The organism is Paeniglutamicibacter sp. ORCA_105, assembly GCF_045798545.1.
Taxonomy (GTDB): domain Bacteria; phylum Actinomycetota; class Actinomycetes; order Actinomycetales; family Micrococcaceae; genus Paeniglutamicibacter; species Paeniglutamicibacter sulfureus.
The window spans coordinates 1-15,595 of record NZ_JBIXLM010000028.1 but is presented as its reverse complement, the minus strand read 5'-3'; the positions used below and the strand labels follow the sequence as shown (position 1 = coordinate 15,595).

Annotated in this window: 14 protein-coding genes; 4 read left to right on the top strand and 10 right to left on the bottom strand. The window is 65.5% G+C overall.

From position 1 onward, the window contains the following. Positions 1-16: 16 nt before the first annotated feature. Positions 17-2,071 (top strand): flagellar biosynthesis protein FlhA, encoded by a 2,055-nt coding sequence (locus ACIPUB_RS13830; RefSeq protein ID WP_407607901.1) that lies wholly within the window; start codon positions 17-19, stop codon positions 2,069-2,071. Continuing rightward, positions 2,055-3,185, top strand: a complete 1,131-nt coding sequence (locus ACIPUB_RS13825) for a hypothetical protein (protein ID WP_407607900.1) — start codon at positions 2,055-2,057, stop codon at positions 3,183-3,185. The genes ACIPUB_RS13830 and ACIPUB_RS13825 overlap by 17 nt, the downstream gene beginning before the upstream one ends. Positions 3,186-3,243: 58 nt before the next feature. Here ACIPUB_RS13825 and ACIPUB_RS13820 read toward each other — a convergent pair whose 3' ends face one another. Further along, positions 3,244-3,828 (bottom strand): hypothetical protein, encoded by a 585-nt coding sequence (locus ACIPUB_RS13820; RefSeq protein ID WP_407607899.1) that lies wholly within the window; start codon positions 3,826-3,828, stop codon positions 3,244-3,246. Between the two features lie 694 nt (positions 3,829-4,522). On the opposite strand from ACIPUB_RS13820, the gene ACIPUB_RS13815 reads away from it, so the two are divergent. Further along, complete coding sequence (locus tag ACIPUB_RS13815) at positions 4,523-5,281, top strand: DUF4386 domain-containing protein (protein ID WP_407607898.1); 759 nt, start codon at positions 4,523-4,525, stop codon at positions 5,279-5,281. A gap of 177 nt (positions 5,282-5,458) precedes the next feature. On the opposite strand, the gene ACIPUB_RS13810 is transcribed toward ACIPUB_RS13815, so the two are convergent. Continuing rightward, positions 5,459-7,153 carry a sensor histidine kinase gene (locus tag ACIPUB_RS13810; protein WP_407607897.1) on the bottom strand — a complete coding sequence of 565 codons (1,695 nt, stop codon included), beginning with the start codon at positions 7,151-7,153 and terminating at the stop codon, positions 5,459-5,461. Between the two features lie 202 nt (positions 7,154-7,355). Between ACIPUB_RS13810 and ACIPUB_RS13805 the strand changes: the two genes are divergently transcribed. Continuing rightward, positions 7,356-8,126 carry a response regulator transcription factor gene (locus tag ACIPUB_RS13805; protein WP_407607896.1) on the top strand — a complete coding sequence of 257 codons (771 nt, stop codon included), beginning with the start codon at positions 7,356-7,358 and terminating at the stop codon, positions 8,124-8,126. A gap of 7 nt (positions 8,127-8,133) precedes the next feature. Here the strand turns inward: ACIPUB_RS13805 and ACIPUB_RS13800 are convergent, their stop codons facing one another. From ACIPUB_RS13800 to ACIPUB_RS13765, 8 genes are all read right to left on the bottom strand, one after another. Next, positions 8,134-8,595, bottom strand: a complete 462-nt coding sequence (locus ACIPUB_RS13800) for an Hpt domain-containing protein (protein ID WP_407607895.1) — start codon at positions 8,593-8,595, stop codon at positions 8,134-8,136. A gap of 214 nt (positions 8,596-8,809) precedes the next feature. After that, a complete protein-coding gene (locus tag ACIPUB_RS13795) occupies positions 8,810-9,691 on the bottom strand; it encodes a type II secretion system F family protein (RefSeq protein WP_407607894.1) in 882 nt (293 codons plus the stop codon). A gap of 10 nt (positions 9,692-9,701) precedes the next feature. Next, positions 9,702-10,628, bottom strand: a complete 927-nt coding sequence (locus ACIPUB_RS13790) for a type II secretion system F family protein (RefSeq protein WP_407607893.1) — start codon at positions 10,626-10,628, stop codon at positions 9,702-9,704. A 9-nt stretch (positions 10,629-10,637) separates the two neighbouring features. Continuing rightward, the gene (locus tag ACIPUB_RS13785) at positions 10,638-12,164 is read right to left on the bottom strand and encodes a CpaF family protein (protein WP_407607892.1); all 1,527 of its coding nucleotides are present in this window, start codon (positions 12,162-12,164) and stop codon (positions 10,638-10,640) included. Continuing rightward, a complete protein-coding gene (locus ACIPUB_RS13780; RefSeq protein ID WP_407607891.1) occupies positions 12,161-13,360 on the bottom strand; it encodes a CpaE family protein in 1,200 nt (399 codons plus the stop codon). Before ACIPUB_RS13780 ends, ACIPUB_RS13785 begins: the two co-directional genes overlap by 4 nt. After that, positions 13,357-14,094 (bottom strand): Flp pilus assembly protein CpaB, encoded by a 738-nt coding sequence (locus ACIPUB_RS13775; protein ID WP_407607890.1) that lies wholly within the window; start codon positions 14,092-14,094, stop codon positions 13,357-13,359. The genes ACIPUB_RS13780 and ACIPUB_RS13775 overlap by 4 nt, the downstream gene beginning before the upstream one ends. 9 nt (positions 14,095-14,103) lie before the next feature. Beyond that, positions 14,104-15,090, bottom strand: coding sequence for a pilus assembly protein TadG-related protein (locus ACIPUB_RS13770; protein WP_407607889.1), 987 nt, complete (start codon positions 15,088-15,090; stop codon positions 14,104-14,106). Positions 15,091-15,119: 29 nt separating this feature from the next. Then, a complete protein-coding gene (locus ACIPUB_RS13765) occupies positions 15,120-15,494 on the bottom strand; it encodes a TadE/TadG family type IV pilus assembly protein (protein ID WP_407607888.1) in 375 nt (124 codons plus the stop codon). Between the last annotated feature and the right edge of the window lie 101 nt (positions 15,495-15,595).

Below are 15,595 nucleotides of genomic sequence, written 5' to 3'. Positions count from 1 at the left end.
AAGGAGCAAGACCTAAATGAAATTTGCTTCCCTCGCCAAGATCGCCGTGCCGCTGGGCGTGGTGGGCATCATCATGCTGCTGGTGGTCCCGGTTCCGGCCGCATTGCTGGACGTGCTGATCGCCGTGTCCATCCTGCTGGCCCTGGTGATCCTGCTGACCACCATGTTCGTCAAGCGGCCGCTGGACTTCTCGGTCTTCCCCTCGTTGCTGCTGGTAGCCACGCTGCTGCGCCTGGGCCTGAACGTCGCCTCCACCCGGCTGGTGCTGGGCAACGGGTATGCCGGGGAGGTCATTGCCGCCTTCGGCTCCATCGCGGTGGGCGGCTCGCTGATCATCGGCTGCGTGATCTTCCTGATCCTTGTTGTCATCCAGTTCGTCGTGGTCACCAAGGGCGCCGAGCGCGTTGCCGAGGTCGGGGCGCGATTCACCCTTGACGCCATGCCCGGCAAGCAAATGGCCATTGACGCGGATTTGAACGCCGGGCTGATCACCGACTCCCAGGCGCGCGAGCGCCGCGCCGAGGTCGCCGCGGAAGCCGACTTCTACGGCGCCATGGATGGTGCCTCCAAGTTCGTCAAGGGTGACGCGATCGCCGGGCTGATCATCATCATCATCAACCTCGTCGGCGGGATCGCCATCGGCATGCTGCAGCGCGGCATGGGCATTTCCGAGGCACTGAACACCTACGCTTTGCTGACCATCGGCGACGGCCTGGCCACGCAGATCCCCGCCCTGCTCATGGCCGTGTCCACCGGCATGATCGTCACCCGTTCCAATGCCTCGTCCGACATGGGCTCCACCGCCTCCAAGCAGCTGGCCCAGTCGCGCACCGCGCTGCTGATTTCCGGCTCCGCGGCCATCGCCCTGGCCCTGGTGCCGGGGATGCCGAAGCTTCCCTTCTTCCTCATCGGCGCCCTGCTGATCCTCACCGCCGAGCGCATCAAGTCCAACCTGGCCAAGTCCGAATCCCTGGCTGAGGTGGCGCGGCAAAACGAGGCTGCCGTGGTGCCCACCGAAACCACCGAGGACCTGATCGAGAAGATGCGGGTGCACGCCCTGGAGATCCAGCTGGCCCCGGACCTGGTGGACGTGGTCAACGGGGGAGGGGACGACCTGCTGGCCCGCGTCCGCGCCCTGCGCCGCCGCGTGGCCATGGAGATGGGCATTGTGCTGCCGCCGGTGCGCACCCGAGACTCGGTGGACCTGCCCCCGGCCACCTACACCATCAGGATCGCCGGGGTGGAGGCCGGGCGCGGCACCGCGCCGCGGGGGAAGGTGCTGGCCCTGGGCGAGCACCTGGATTCGCTGCCCGGGGCCTCGGTCGTGGAACCGGTCTTCGGGCTGTCCGGCAAGTGGGTGCCGGCCGAACTGCGACACAACGCCGAGATGGCGGGGGCCACCACCATCGACCGGGTCTCGGTGATCGTCACGCACCTCTCCTCGATCGTCCAGGCGCAGGCGGCCAGGCTGCTGACCCGCGAGGACGTGCGGGTGCTCACCGACGCGGTGCGCGAAACCAACCCCTCGGCCGTGGAGGAACTGGTGCCTTCCCCGCTGTCCCTGGCCGAGGTCCAGCGGGTGCTGCAGGGCCTGCTCATCGAGTCCGTGCCCATCAACGACCTGGGACGCATCTACGAGGCCCTGGCCCTGCGCGCCAAGGCCAGCACCGACCCCGAAGGCCTCATCGAGGCGGCCCGCACCGCACTGGGCCCGGCCATTGCCGCCGGCTACCTGGAGGGCAAGACGCTGCGCGTGGTCATGATCGATCCCGTCCTGGAACAGGGCATGCTCGAGGGGTTGCGGCCCGCGGAGGCCGGAAGCCAGATCATGCTGGATGCTACCCGGTTGGAGGCGGTGCTGGCCTCGGTCAAGCAGATCGCCGGGGAGCTGGAAACCCGTGGCCTCTCGGCGGTGCTGGTCTGCGCCCCGGCGCTGCGCCCGGCGGTGCGCCGCCTGCTGGGCGCTGCACCCGGTTCCATCCCGGTGCTCTCCTACCAGGAGGCCACCGCCGGCGGGGCCGAGATCGAGACCGTGGGGGTGGTGCGCGGTGCCGATGCGATTTCGGCTTGAGGGTGCCAGCCTGCCAGACATCCACGAGCAGGCCATGGCCGAGTACGGGCCCCATGCCCGCATCGTCTCCGCCGAGCGGGTCACCATCGGCGGCATCGGCGGGTTTATGGCCAAGTCGCACCTGGAGGCCATCATCGAGGTGCCTGACGAGTACGCGCCCGAGGGCCACGTTCTGGAACCCGGGGACGAACCGGCGCCGCAGCGCGCCCTCGAGCCCGCTCCCAAACCCCGGTCCCCGAAGCCCGGGATATCGAAACCAGGGTCATCGAAAGCATCTATTTCATCTCCACCCAATGGGGAACAGGTAGCCGGAAAGCCGGCTTCCCCGACACCCGACTCCTTCATGGCCCCTGCCTTGACTCCCGATTCCCCGGCCGTGGCCGGCGGCATCGACGGGCTGCTGGCACGGGCTGATGAGGCCGAGCTGCGCCTGGCCCCGCAGGTGCCCGTGTTCGTAGACCGGGACATGCCGACACCGCTGCCCGGCCGCCCCGACTTCGACCGCCTGCTGGACAGCCAGGCCTTCGCCCTAGAACCGGCCACCGGCACCCGCGCCGCCGGAGGACCAACGCACCCGTTCGATGCGCCGGGGAATCGGGCCGGGCAGGCTGCGGCGCCGGGCCCCGACATCGTTCCCTCTCCGCTGGCCGGACCCGGGGACCTGGTCGTGGTGATCGGACTCTGGGGAGATGCCGGGATGGCAGCCGGGGAACTTGACGAGGGCACTGCGCTGCGGCGCAACGCGGGGGAGCTGGCCCAGAAGTTCGACACCCTTGCCCTGGCCCGCAGACCGATCCTTGACCGGCGCGGCATCCTGCGGGCCCGCGCCAACGCCGTGGCCGACGGCGTGCCCCTGCTCGTCTCGGTTGCCATCAATCCGCTGCTGGCACTGCCTGCGCAGCTGCAACTGCTGGAGTTGCTGGCTCCCGACCAGCTATGGGTCGCGGTGGATGCCGGGCGCAAGGCCGAGGACAGCGCCGCCTGGGTCAAGGCCGTCGCCAAGGCCTGTGGGATCTACGCGGTGGTGTCCCTGCACGCGGAGGAGACCCTGTCCCCGGAATCTGTCTGGGAACTGGGATTCCCGGTGCTTGAGGCCAGAGGCCCGGGTACATAGGTCCGCAGGACCGCGCGCGATGTGCGATCGGCCATCGCCTGGGTCGTTGGCGGGGCGGCTACTCGGCTATCTTCTTGTTTGCCTTGGCGATGATCCGTTCGGCGCTTTCCAGGATCCGCTTTTGTGTAAGCGACCTTGCGTGGACCACCTTGCCATCGCGGGAGTCCAAGGTAATTTCGTACCCACCCGAAGATGCGGGAGCAGGCGTCGTCCCGCTGATTCGCGGTGGGATACCCATTGCACCACTCTCGCTCTTCTCATCGGTTTTCGCGGATGCGCCTTCAACGATGGGCCTGGAGCCGTCGTCGGCCCCAAGGATGTCGAGCGTTTCGTCAACGACGGCGTCGGCCATGGCCGCGAGAAGTGCTTGGTCGGCCGTGGTCGCAAGCTCGGAGTCCTGCATCTGTTCGATCGCCGCCATGCCGGTAGCCCGACGCTGCTCGCCGTACGACAACGCGGCATCAATGGCCCACTGAGCACGGTTCCACCAGGCATTCCGGTTATCGGCCAATGTCTTTTGTCTCACCGTCCCACGATAGGAGAAATAGGCAACGATGACGGCGAGAAGTGCTCCCAGAGGTGCGATGCCAGACAATTCTTGAAGCGAGGCCCATATCCAATCGCCAATCGCGTGCAATTCCATGCGTTCACCTTACAAGGCGGGGGAACCCATGCAAGTACTGCAAGGCCGGCGTGATGTGCGGCCGTCGTTCGATGGCATCTCGGTATTAAAAGAATGTCATATTTCAAGGCCGTCACGGCCTGCGTGCGCGTGTACAGTTCGCCTTAGTCGGCGTCAATGATGGCGCCGCGCACCCTCTCCTCAGGGTACGACCGCCTTATCAGCGTAGAGCTGCGACGCTGACTTAACCCCTTGCTCCCAAACTCTTCCTTGAGGCGAGTTCGCAAGGGCTAGCGGCAAGGGTTCATCAAGGCTTCGCGGCCCACGCATCGTGCCGACTCTGGATACCGGGACTGGGGCCCGGCACCGTCCCGCGACTGCCCCGAAGTCAGCCATCGGAATCGTCGTCGCGCTCGAGGTCCGTTTACCAATCACCCGCGCCCGAATCATCCTTGCGCTCCCCATCTTCTTGTCGGGGAATGCGCCAGATTTTCTCCCCGCATGGGCATCTCTCCATTTTCAGTCATCAAAAGCTTCCCTTGACGACCAATGAACATCGTTCCGTCGAGGGGGCCAAACTGGTTCATACCGTCCCCGCATTGGAGGAGATGGCGAAGCCCGCAGGGCCGGTCGAGGGGTGGCCCGTCGGCTTCACCGGTTGTATCTCCCTGGCTGTTCAGGACTACGGCGAACCACGATACAAGGGATAAAGAATATGCATAACCAAATCATGGTCGGTGCGGTTCAGTCCGGGACCGGATCTTACAGAAGGACCGCAAAAATCGTCGGTGTCATCTACTTGGCAGGGATGGTCATCGGAATTCTCGGAAACGTTCTCATCCTGTCCATCCTTTCGGCGCCCGATCGAATGGCCTCGATTTCACAAAACAGCATGCTGTTGGCAATCGCAGCACTGCTTTGGTTGCTGACCGTGGCCGGCGACGTCGCCCACGGAATCCTGATGTACCCAATTTTGCGAAAGCATAGCGAACGGATGGCCGTTGGCTACCTGGGTTTCAGGATCGTTGATGCCACGTTCATTGCCATCATGGTCCTGGTGATACTTGCCCAGGTTCCCATCGCCGGCTTGGACAGCGTGGCAGAAACGTCCGACGGGTCCTTGCTTGGTTTGAGCACCGTGTTCATGCAGACACAGCTCTATGCCTACAGCATCGCCATGTTTACCTTGGGTGTTGCCGGGCTGATTGTTTGCTGGGTCTTCTACAGGGCGAACTTGCTTCCGCGTCCGTTGGCGGTGTGGGGGCTCGCGGGGTACGCGATCATTCTTTGCGGTTCCGCGCTCGAAATCCTGGGTTTCGATCTGCTCTCGATGCACGCCATTCCGGGCGGTCTCTGGGAGGTGTTCATCGGTGTTTGGCTGATAGCCAAGGGATTCAAGCGACTCGCGGGGAGGCCTGGTTCACCAAATACCGCGACGACGCCTGCCCCGGCACCGCTGCCCACCGTGAATTGATACATGATTTTCGCATCGGTCTCCTTCATCGATGCTTCCCGCGGTAAGAACCCTGCCCAATCCTTCCGGAGGGCGGGGTTCTGCTAATTCCTCGGCGTTCTAGCGGGAGTTTCCTGGCTATTTCGTTCTTTAGGTCCATCGGGGCCGGCAACCCGGCACTTCGATGTTCCCCGGCCATCATGCCAGGGCTGGCTCCACGGGCAGGGTGACGTTCATGCTGGTGCCCTCGCCGGGAGTGCTGGTGCACTGGATGCTTCCGCCATGCCGGTCCACGATGGCCTTGGCGATGGAGAGCCCCAGGCCGGTCCCGGGGATGGCGGCATCACGCACCTCGTTGCTCCTGAAGAACTTGTCGAAGACCCGGGACACGTCGTGGGGAGATATCCCGAGACCCGAGTCGCGCACTTCAAGGATCGCTTCGCGTCCGTTCGAGGTCGCGGTGACGCGGACCTCGCCGCCGTCGGGTGAGTACTTGATGGCATTGGAAATGAGGTTGTCCACCACCTGGGCGATCCTCGCCGGATCCGCGTGAGCCCACAGCGGGGAGGGAAAGTCAGTCACGATTGAGACCTTTGCTGCCTGCGCCTGCGGCCTGACGGCCCCGACGCAGGACTGGACCAGCCCGGCGAGGTCGGTCTTGCGGGGATGGATGGTGGTTGCAGCCGAGGCGGAGAGCAGCAGGTCCGAGACCAGTTCGAGCAGGCGTTCGGCGCTGTGGTGGGAGTACCGAAGGTATTGGCCCATGCTGCCCAGGGTTGCCTCGGCGTCGATGTCCAGCTGGTCGAGCACCAGCTCAAGGTTTCCGAAGATCGAGGTCAACGGCGCGCGCAGGTCGTGGGAAACGTTGGCAATCAGTTCGTCCTTGGCCGAGACCGCCTCGTAGAGGCCCGTCACGTCGCTGAAGGCGATCACGGCCCCGCCGAAGCCTCCGTCCCGTCCGCGCATGCTCCGGGCAGCCGTGCCGAGCGCCCGTTGTTCATTCCCCGTCCCCGTCCACACCACGTAGTCGCCGAATTCCTCGCCATTCACCGCCCTGCGGATCGGGTGCTTGTCGACAGGGAGGACCGCCTCCCGATCCTGGCCCAGCAGCACCAATCCCTCTTCGGCGGTTGCCTGCGCGGCGGTGCGCCGGGTCAATTGCCGGAGCCATTCGTTGGAGAGGATGGTTTTTCCTTGGGCATCAACGGCCACGATGCCCACGTCCACGGTGTCAAGGACGGTGCCCAGCAGTCGTTCACGTTCGATGCTGGAATTCAACAGCTCCCGCAATTCCCTGTCTTGCCGCTCCAATTGCCGTTGCTGCACGGCCACGTTGCCGGCCACCGAACGGATGGCCAGGGAAACGGCCAAAAGCATCAAGGGCAACAGGAACATGCTGGTCAGCTGGGTCCCCGTCGCACCAGAGAGCAAGGGCACGCTCGCGGCCATGATTGCCAGAGGGCCCACGAAGCTGATGATGGCCGCAGCCCAGGGGAACATGCCCGAGACCGACAACCAGATGACCGGAAACACTGCGAGTGCCGCCAGGCCCCGCAGGATGTCCGAGGCCCCGTTGTGCAACAACCCGATGACGACCAAGTCGCAGACCGGGATCAGCAGCGGGGCACCGTGTGGAAGCCGTTCCCACGGAACCAGCCACGCCGCAAGGATGAGCATTCCATGCCCGGCCAGCCCGGCCACGACGAGTTCTCGCTCCAGCAGGATGGGCGAGGCGACCGTCGCGGCAATCATGGCGAAAGTGAGCACCACGGTCAGCGGCAAATGGCAGAGGCCGATACGCGCCCGCGGCCCGAGCCGACGCAGATGGAACAGCAGTTTCGTCGGCTGTAGGGGATCGGGGATTCCCGCCCCAACGGAAGATCGACCATTCATGCCCGCGCCTGAATACCGCATGGAACCATAGTGCCACCATGGACTCGCGATTGGGCAGGAATCCCCGGCTTCCCCGAGCATTCTTCGTTGGCTTAACCTGCATTCCACTTGTGGTTTCAGGAATCCACTGGTAGGTATTTAGGGGAGCCCGTGGGGAGGTGTATTCGTATTTACGTTTAACCTACGCCAGAGGACACGGACTATGGATCAAGGGACCGTCGTGGTCATTGAGGATGACGCCGACGTCCGGAACCTCGTGGTCGCGGTACTGCGGCAGTCCGGGTTCGATGTGGTCCCGGCGGCCACCGGGCTCGAAGGCGTGGAAATGGCCAGGATTAAGAAGCCGGTCGTCGTGACCCTGGACCTTGGCCTGCCGGACATCGACGGCCATGAGGTGCTTCGCCGCATCCGCCAGTTCAGCGACTGCTACATCATCATGTTGACCGGCAGGGACGATGAGGCGGACACCTTGACCGCCTTGCATGCCGGTGCCGATGACTACCTCACTAAGCCTTTTCGTCCGCGGGAACTACGTGCCCGGGTTGCGGCACTGTTGCGCCGTCCGCGCTCCGGATCCCCGGTACCCGAACCCCGGCTCCCGGCGGTGCAGGTACCCACCGGGAAACGGTCGGTCCTGCGCCACGGCGACCTGGTCCTGGACAGCGAAGCGCGGACCGCGCGGTTGTCAGGAGCCGGGCTTTCCCTGACCAAAAGCGAGTTTGACCTTCTGCAGGACCTGCTGCGCAACGTGGGCGCGGTACGGACCAAGGCCGATCTGGTCCATGTCGTCCGCGGCGAGTCCCAACGCGGCGGTGGCCGCGGCTATGTCAGCGATGTCGATGAACGCGCGATCGAGGTGCACATCGGGAACTTGCGCCGGAAACTTCGTGAGGACGCCAAAAACCCGCAGTGGCTGCTGACGGTGCGCGGAGTGGGCTACCGCATGGCGGCGCCCCATCCGGAACAGGAATGATTCGCCCCTAGCCCTGTTCCTTCGACTTGGGGTAATGCTCCTGCAGCTGAAGCAAGGTCTGCTGCCCGCAGGATGCCAGAAGCGGCAACAAGGCCTTCGCTGCCGCTTCATCGCCGCGTTTGACGACTTCCCCCAGTTCCCGCGCATCCCCTGCGAGGCGCACGGCTCCCGCCATGGCAGCGGCAGTCTTGATGCTGATCAGGGCGTCCAGCGCAGTATCCGGATCCAGGGGATCCAGTGCCTGGGCCAACCGTTCATAACGCGATTCCCACAGATCCACGAAGTCGTGGACGAAGCCCACGACGATCGAAGGGTCGTCGACTTGCTGCTCGAGCTCCCGGAGAACCGCAAGATCCACCAGGGGCTGGCCGTTGGGTGATGGCAAGGTGGACATTGGCGAGTCTTCTCTGGCGACCCCTGCCATGGTGTCGGTTAGGCCCATGATCGGGGCGGTGGACGGAGTGTGCATTGCCTTAGGATATCCGCTGGGACTGGGCAAGATAAGGGCAAAACCGGACAACTGGGACAATCTGCGTGAATCCTGCGTTTGGCAATGGGCCAAGACGTTGTAAGTGCCGTTAAAGACCGCCTGATCAGTGCTTGGGTCCATTGGCTGTTGGCCCGCGGGAGCGTCTGCGCGGCCCACCCGGGGTGGGGATGTCATGAGGGTGCCTTCCGTGGGGTCATTGCCCGCTGAACGTTGCGATGGCATTGATCACCGCCGGTCCAAGGATGGCGATGAAGAGAACGGGAAATATGAAGAACAGGAGCGGGAACAGGATCTTGACCGGCAACTTCATGGCCTTCTCCTCGGCACGTTGCCTTCTTTTCACCCGCATGACCTTGGCTTGCACCCGCAGGACCTGGCTGATGGCGATGCCGTAGGCATCCGCCTGGACGACGGCCTGGACAAAGCTGCGCAATTCGGGGACGTTGGTTCGCTGGGCGAGGGCGGAGTAAGCCTCCCGGCGTGAACGGCCGACCTGCATGTCCTGCAGGGTGCGGATCAATTCCTGCGCCAGGGGTCCCCGGCCGTTTTCACCGGCCCGAGACACGGCACCCTCGAATCCGAGGCCCGCCTCAACACTGATCAGCATCTGGTCGAGCGTATTGGGCAGTTCAAGCTGCAATTCCTGTTGTCGTTTCTGGCCGTTGCTGATCAACAGCAGGTCGGGGATGAAATATGCAGCGACGAAGACCCCAAGCCCCATGACCTTCATGATCGGGTGCGGATCCAGGCCGAAAAGGAACCCCAGGACCGCACCGGCCAACGCCAGCGCGGGCTTCACCGCCAGGAGGCGGTCCAACGGCATGGAGGTCGGGCGCCCGGCCAGGGAGAGCAGCTTGTCGAGTCGGCGAACATACGCCTCGGGGGTGAGGCGCCTGCCGATCCGCACCAGCAGGCCGGTATCCGGCCGGGCAGCGATTTCCTCCGGGTCGTGGCCGCGGCGCAGGTTCTCCCTGCTGGCGGCCTGGCCCTTGCGGTCGACCGAGAAGAAGGCGAGACCGAGGTAGAGCATGGCGAAGCCGACCAGCAACGCGCCGGCGGTGACGATGAGTGGCATTTTCCGGTCCTCAGAACTTCAAGTCGATGATCTTGCGCATCCACAACCCGCCGACGGTCATGAGGACGACGGAGGCGCCCATCATGACCCAGCCCAGGGGCTGGGTGAACAGCGGGGTCATGTAGCCGGGGCTGATGACCATGAGCATGGCAATGATGCCCACGGGCATGGCCATGAGGATGTAGGCCGAGAACTTGCCCTCGGCGGCAAGGGACGCGATCTGTCCCTTGATTTCGCTGCGTTCGCGGATCGTTTCATTGACCTGGTCCAGCACTTCGGCCAGGTTTCCGCCGACCTCGCGGTTGATTTGCACGGCCTGTGCGATCCACTTGAAGTCCTCGCTCTGCATCCGGGTGGCGGTGTCGTTCAGCGAGGCCAGCAGGTCCCTTCCCAGGCTGGTTTCCGAGACGATGCGCCGCATCTCCTCGGACGTCGGCACCGGGGACTCCAGGGCTGCAGCGTCCATGGCGCGCAGGATGCTGTGCCCCGCACGCAGGCTGCCGGAGAGCAGTTGCAGGGTGTCCACCAATTGCTCGCCGAATCCGTGGCGGCGCTTGGCGGTGCGACGCTGCAGGTACAGGTGCCCTAACGCCGGGACCAGCAGGAAAAAGAGCACGCCCAGGGAAGGTCCGGCAATCAGCATGCCCAGCACCATGGCGACGAGCGCGGCGGAGGCCATGAGCACCAGGAACTCGCTCTGGCGCAGGCGCAGTCCGGCGCTTTCCAGCGCCTCGCTGCTGAAGATCCGCAGCTTGCGCCGGGCGAGCATGGATTCGAGGAATCCGGTGGTTCCGCCGGCAAGCCGGGAAAGCCCGGTGGTGGGTGAGACGTCCACGGGGGCACGGCGATCCACGGCAACCCGTGCCGGCCGAAATACGATACCCAGTGCCAGGCCCAGGGCCAGCAGCACGAAGGCCAATCCGATCATCAGTTCCATCTCGCCCTCCTAGGCGTTGGCGACGGCGTGTTGCCGGCCGGCAAAGACGGCGGGCGAAACCTGGATGCCCATGTCCTGGAACCTGTCCATGAACGTGGGCCGGATGCCGGTGGGGATCGGCGTGCCGCGGAAGCGCCCGTCATCGTCAACGCCGGCGGCGAAGTCGAAGACGAAGGCATCCTGCAGGGTGACGATGTCGCCCTCCATGCCCTGGACCTCGGTCACGTGCGTGATGCGCCGCGTGCCGTCGCGCAGCCGGGAAATCTGGATGATCAGGTGCACGGCGGAGGCGATCTGTTCGCGGATGGCGCGCAGCGGAAGGTCCATGCCTGCCATCAGGACCAGGGTCTCGAGCCGGGCGATGGCGTCGCGGGGCGAGTTCGAGTGCACCGTGGAGAGCGAGCCGTCGTGGCCGGTGTTCATGGCCTGGAGCATGTCCAGGGATTCGCCGCCACGGACCTCGCCCACCACGATCCTGTCCGGGCGCATGCGCAGGGAGTTGCGCAGCAGTTCGCGGATGGTCACTTCGCCTTTTCCTTCCGTGTTGGGCGGGCGGCTTTCCAGGCGCACGACGTGGTCCTGCTGGATCTGGAGTTCGACGGCATCCTCGATGGTGACGATGCGATCGGTTTCGGGCAGGAAGGAGGACAGCACGTTGAGCAAGGTGGTCTTGCCCGTGCCGGTGCCTCCGGAAACGATGATGTTCAATTTCGCCTTGACGCAGGCATTGAGCAGTTCGGCCATCGCCGGGGTCAGCGTGCCGAAGCGGATCAGGTCCTGCACCGTCAGCGGGATCTTGCTGAACTTTCGGATGGTCAGGGAGGAACCGCCCACCGCCAGCGGCGGAATGATCGCGTTGACACGCGACCCGTCCTCCAGGCGGGCATCGACCAGCGGCGAGGACTCGTCGATGCGACGGCCCACCTTGGCCACGATGCGCTCGATCACCTTGCGCAGGTGCTCCTCGGAGCTGAAGCGCGAGTCGCTGAGGACCAGCTTGCCCTTGCGCTCCACGTAGATCCTGTCCATGCGGTTGACCATGATCTCGGTGACGTCCTCGTCCTCCAGATACTGCTGCAGCGGACCATAGCCCAGCACGTCGTTGGCCACGTCGTTGATCAGGCGTGAGCGTTCGGCGGGGGAGAGCGGGACCTTTTCGGCGTCGATGACCTGGACCAGTTCCTCGCGGGCGCTGGCGCGCAGATCCTCCTCGGTCAGGGTGGAATCGTTGAAGCGGCTTCCCATGCGTTCGAACAGTGCCTTGGCGGCACGCTGCTTCAGCCCGGCATAGGCATCCACCGGGTGGGAGATCGAGGCCTTCGCGCTCGCCGAACCCGCGACGGGTGCCTGCACGGCCGGCTTGTAGATGTCAGCGGGCGCCGCCGAAGGCATGACCGTTTTGGCTGCGGGCATGGGGACGGAAGCCGCCTGGGGCACGGCGTTGTCCAGGCGTTGGGTTGCCGTCTGGCGGGCGCCGGCGGCACGGTTCAAGGGCGCAGCGTTTTCCGCGGCGCTGAGTCGCTCGGAGAGTTTCATCGCACGACCACCCGTCGGTGAAGCTTGCGGGCGGGTTGGGCCCGCCATTGCGGATCGAAGCGCCGGGCGAGGTGGGCGAAGCCCTTGACCGCGCGGTCTGGCTTGGAATCCTGGAGCACCGGGATGCCGCGGTTCGTGGAGAATGCCACGGTCCGCGAGCGGGGGATGCTCACATCCACCGGGGCGCCGATCCAGGTCTCGATGTCGCCGATGGTCAGCCCCGTCTTGGGGTCGGCCATGTTCAGCACCACGTGGCGGGTTTCGGGAAGGATATCCAGCTTCTTGAGCACATCCAGGCCGGTGCGCAGTCCGCGCACGCTGGGCACGTCCATGCCGCTGACCCACACGGCGTCGGTGCAGCGTTCCATGGCGGTCAGGGCGAGCTCGGTGAGGCCGGGGGCGCTGTCCACGATGACGTACTGGAATTCCCCTGCCAGCTGGTCGAGCAGGCGCTCGATGTGCTCACTGGTGACGTGGTCGGCGTCGGCGGGGTTCTTCGATGCGCACAGCGCGTAGAGCCCGGCGGGGTGGACGGTCAGGAAGGCCTTGAGGACCAGGGTGTCCTGGCTCGCCGAGAAGGAAACGGCGTCCATCACGGTGTGCTCGGGATCCAGCGACAGCGCGGAGGCGACGTCCCCGAATTGCAGGTCCAGGTCGACAATGACGACGCCCATGGGCGCGATCTTGCCCAGGCCCACGGCAAGGTTGGTGGCCACGGTGGTCTTGCCCACGCCGCCCTTGGGGGAGAACACGCCAATCACCTGGCCCTTTTTCTCCTGCGGTTCGGCGCTCGCCGGCTGGTGGTGGCGGCTGCGTGCCGAGTGCGCCTGGCAGGCGCGGTCCAGCACCGATGCGACCTGGGCGATGTCGGCCGAGGGGCCGAGGACGTCGCGGATGCCGGCGCGCATGGCCAAGACCACGAGTTCGGGGTCGTACTCGGCGGCGAGGACGACGCTGATTTCCGGGCACTGGACATCGAAGACGGTGGCCAGGCGGAGGGCCTCCTCGACGGGGATGCCGGGACCCAGGATCAGGACCTCGGGGGCCTGCTCCAGGGAGTCCAGCAATTGCCGGGGGTCGGTGGGCACGCTGGTGGTCAGGAAGGAGCGCACCTCACCGTGCAGGCCGCCTTCGACGGCGGCGCGGACGAGCTGGTCAAACTGGGCATCCGGGGAGATCAGGACGAAACGGCTCACGGGTACACCTCCGATAGGCGAACTGGCTGGGGACGGGATTCCTGTTTGGCATCCTTGGGTTCGTTGGTCAGCCAGATCCGGCCGAATTCGGCGGAGTGGATGAGCTTCGAGGCATCGCGGTCATTGACCGCGACGGTGACGAGCATGGTGCCCGCGGGCATGGCCTGGGCGCCTTCGGCCGGTTCCACTGCGGCATCGGCGCGTTGGAGCCGGGTGACGAGCATCTTGTGGAAGACCCGGCCGGTGGCCGGGGAACCTGCATCGTCCTTGATCGCTCCCTTGTCGAAGGAGGCGAAGACCCCGACGGTGCTTCCGGCGGTGATGTTGCCGCCGACCATCCGCTGCGGCTCCAGGGCGAAGCTGACTTCCTGCAGGCCCTTGGGCACCGCGACGGTGCCGGGTGTTTGGAGGGAGGCAGGGTCGACGAGACGGCTGGAGAGCAGCACCTCGCCGGGTGCCAGATCCGCGACCGTCACCTGGCCGGCGACATTGTCCAGGGTGGCCATCGCCCCGGCTGGCACGGTGCCCGCGGGCCTGGCTTCGAGTGCCACGGATTCGCCAAGGTCCGCAACGGACGTTCCCTCGGGAACGGCCTGGCGAACGACCAAGACGTTGGTGGGCGTCAGTGCCGCCATGGCGCGCGCGTCGGCGTTTGCCGCGTAGGAGTAGACGAGGACGGCGCCCAGCAGCGCGAGGACGGCGGCGGCAACACCGCCCAAGAGTCGGGATTTCAAGAAAAGCTCCTAGTGGGTCATTCGGACGACGGTGGCACCATATTTGTTGACAGGTCCTAGGATGTGCCCCTCGTCGAGGGACACGTAGCGGACGAACTTGCCGATGATGCCGCGGCAGTCCCCTGTGCATGCCTGGGAACCGGCGTAGGCGGTGGTGTTGCGGAATACGGAGGGCAGCGAGGACCCACCGGTGAACTTCCAGCCGGCGACCTCGAAGGCAGCGAAGGAGGAAATCTTGTAGATGGCCCCGGAGCCGGTTCCGATGGCGAGGTTGAAGACCGGAAGCAGAACCGTGGGACGGCCGCCGGCAGCGATCTCGGCGGCCCAGCGGTTCAGGACAGCGTCGCAGTTGGGCGGCTCGCTGTTGCCCGGGGCGCTGCCGCCTTCCTGGACCAGCAGGTCGATGTAGCCGCCGCACTGTCCGGGAATCTGCGACAGCCAGCCGAAGCCGCCGGGGACAGGTGCCCCCGCGGGTCCGTAGTTGCAGCCCGGGTTGGCGTAGGACCCGCCGTGCAACCCCAGGCGTTGGAGTCCGCCGTCGACGTGGCCTTCGACTTGGCAGACGGAGAATGCCGCAGGGAAAACGGTGGGACCGGCCACCGGGCTGCCCCATTGGGCTCCGGCACTGGCACCGACTTCGGCCGAGTCAAAGCCCAGGATGCGGGCGAAGGACAGCGAGACCTTGTTGGCTTCGCCGCCTGCCTGCTGGGCTCCTGTGGTCACGGTGACAGTGCCCGCGCTCTTGTTCAGCTGGACGGACTGGATGTTGCTGAGCCCGTCGTTGGCGTTGGATTTCGCGTAGTTTGCAGCCAGCGGAGAGGCGGTGGCGCAGTTGGCGCTGGCCAGGCTACGGGCGCATTCCTGTGCAACGGCAAGCGCCGCGGCGTCCGCGCCGTTTTGCAGCTGGGCCTTTTCGGCGTACAGCATTCCGACGTCCACCACGAGGGCGGTGAAGCCGAGCAGGACGACCAGCAGCAGGGCGGTCATGACGCTCACGGTTCCGCGTTCGGAATCCGAAGATTTCCTTAGCCTCCGCATCGCATGACCCCCTTGCCGGTGAGGGTGATGGGGGAGACGATGCCGGTGATCGTCGACAGGGGGTAGGTGATGGTGACGCTGGCCTGCGTGCCGGGCGTGCAGGCTGCGGGGGAGATGGCCACGTTTCCATCGGTGATCGAGGAAAACAGGGATGTGGCGGCCATCTTGGTGGCCGAGCGCGCCTTGGCCGGATCATTGGAGATGGCCATGACCCGGACGCCCTCGCGGGCGGCCTGGGTCAGAGTGAGTTGGGCGTTGTAGGCATGCCCGAACTCGATGATGCCCATGACCAGCATGAGCAGGACGGGAAGGACAATGGCGAATTCAACGGCAGCGGAACCGCGTTCGTTCTGCTGTGTCATGGCCTGGGCCTTCCGGGTTTGGGTGGATGAAACATGCTGTGGGGGGGGGGGGGGGGGGGGGGGGGGGGGGGGGGGGGGGGGGGGGGGGGGGGGGGGGGGGG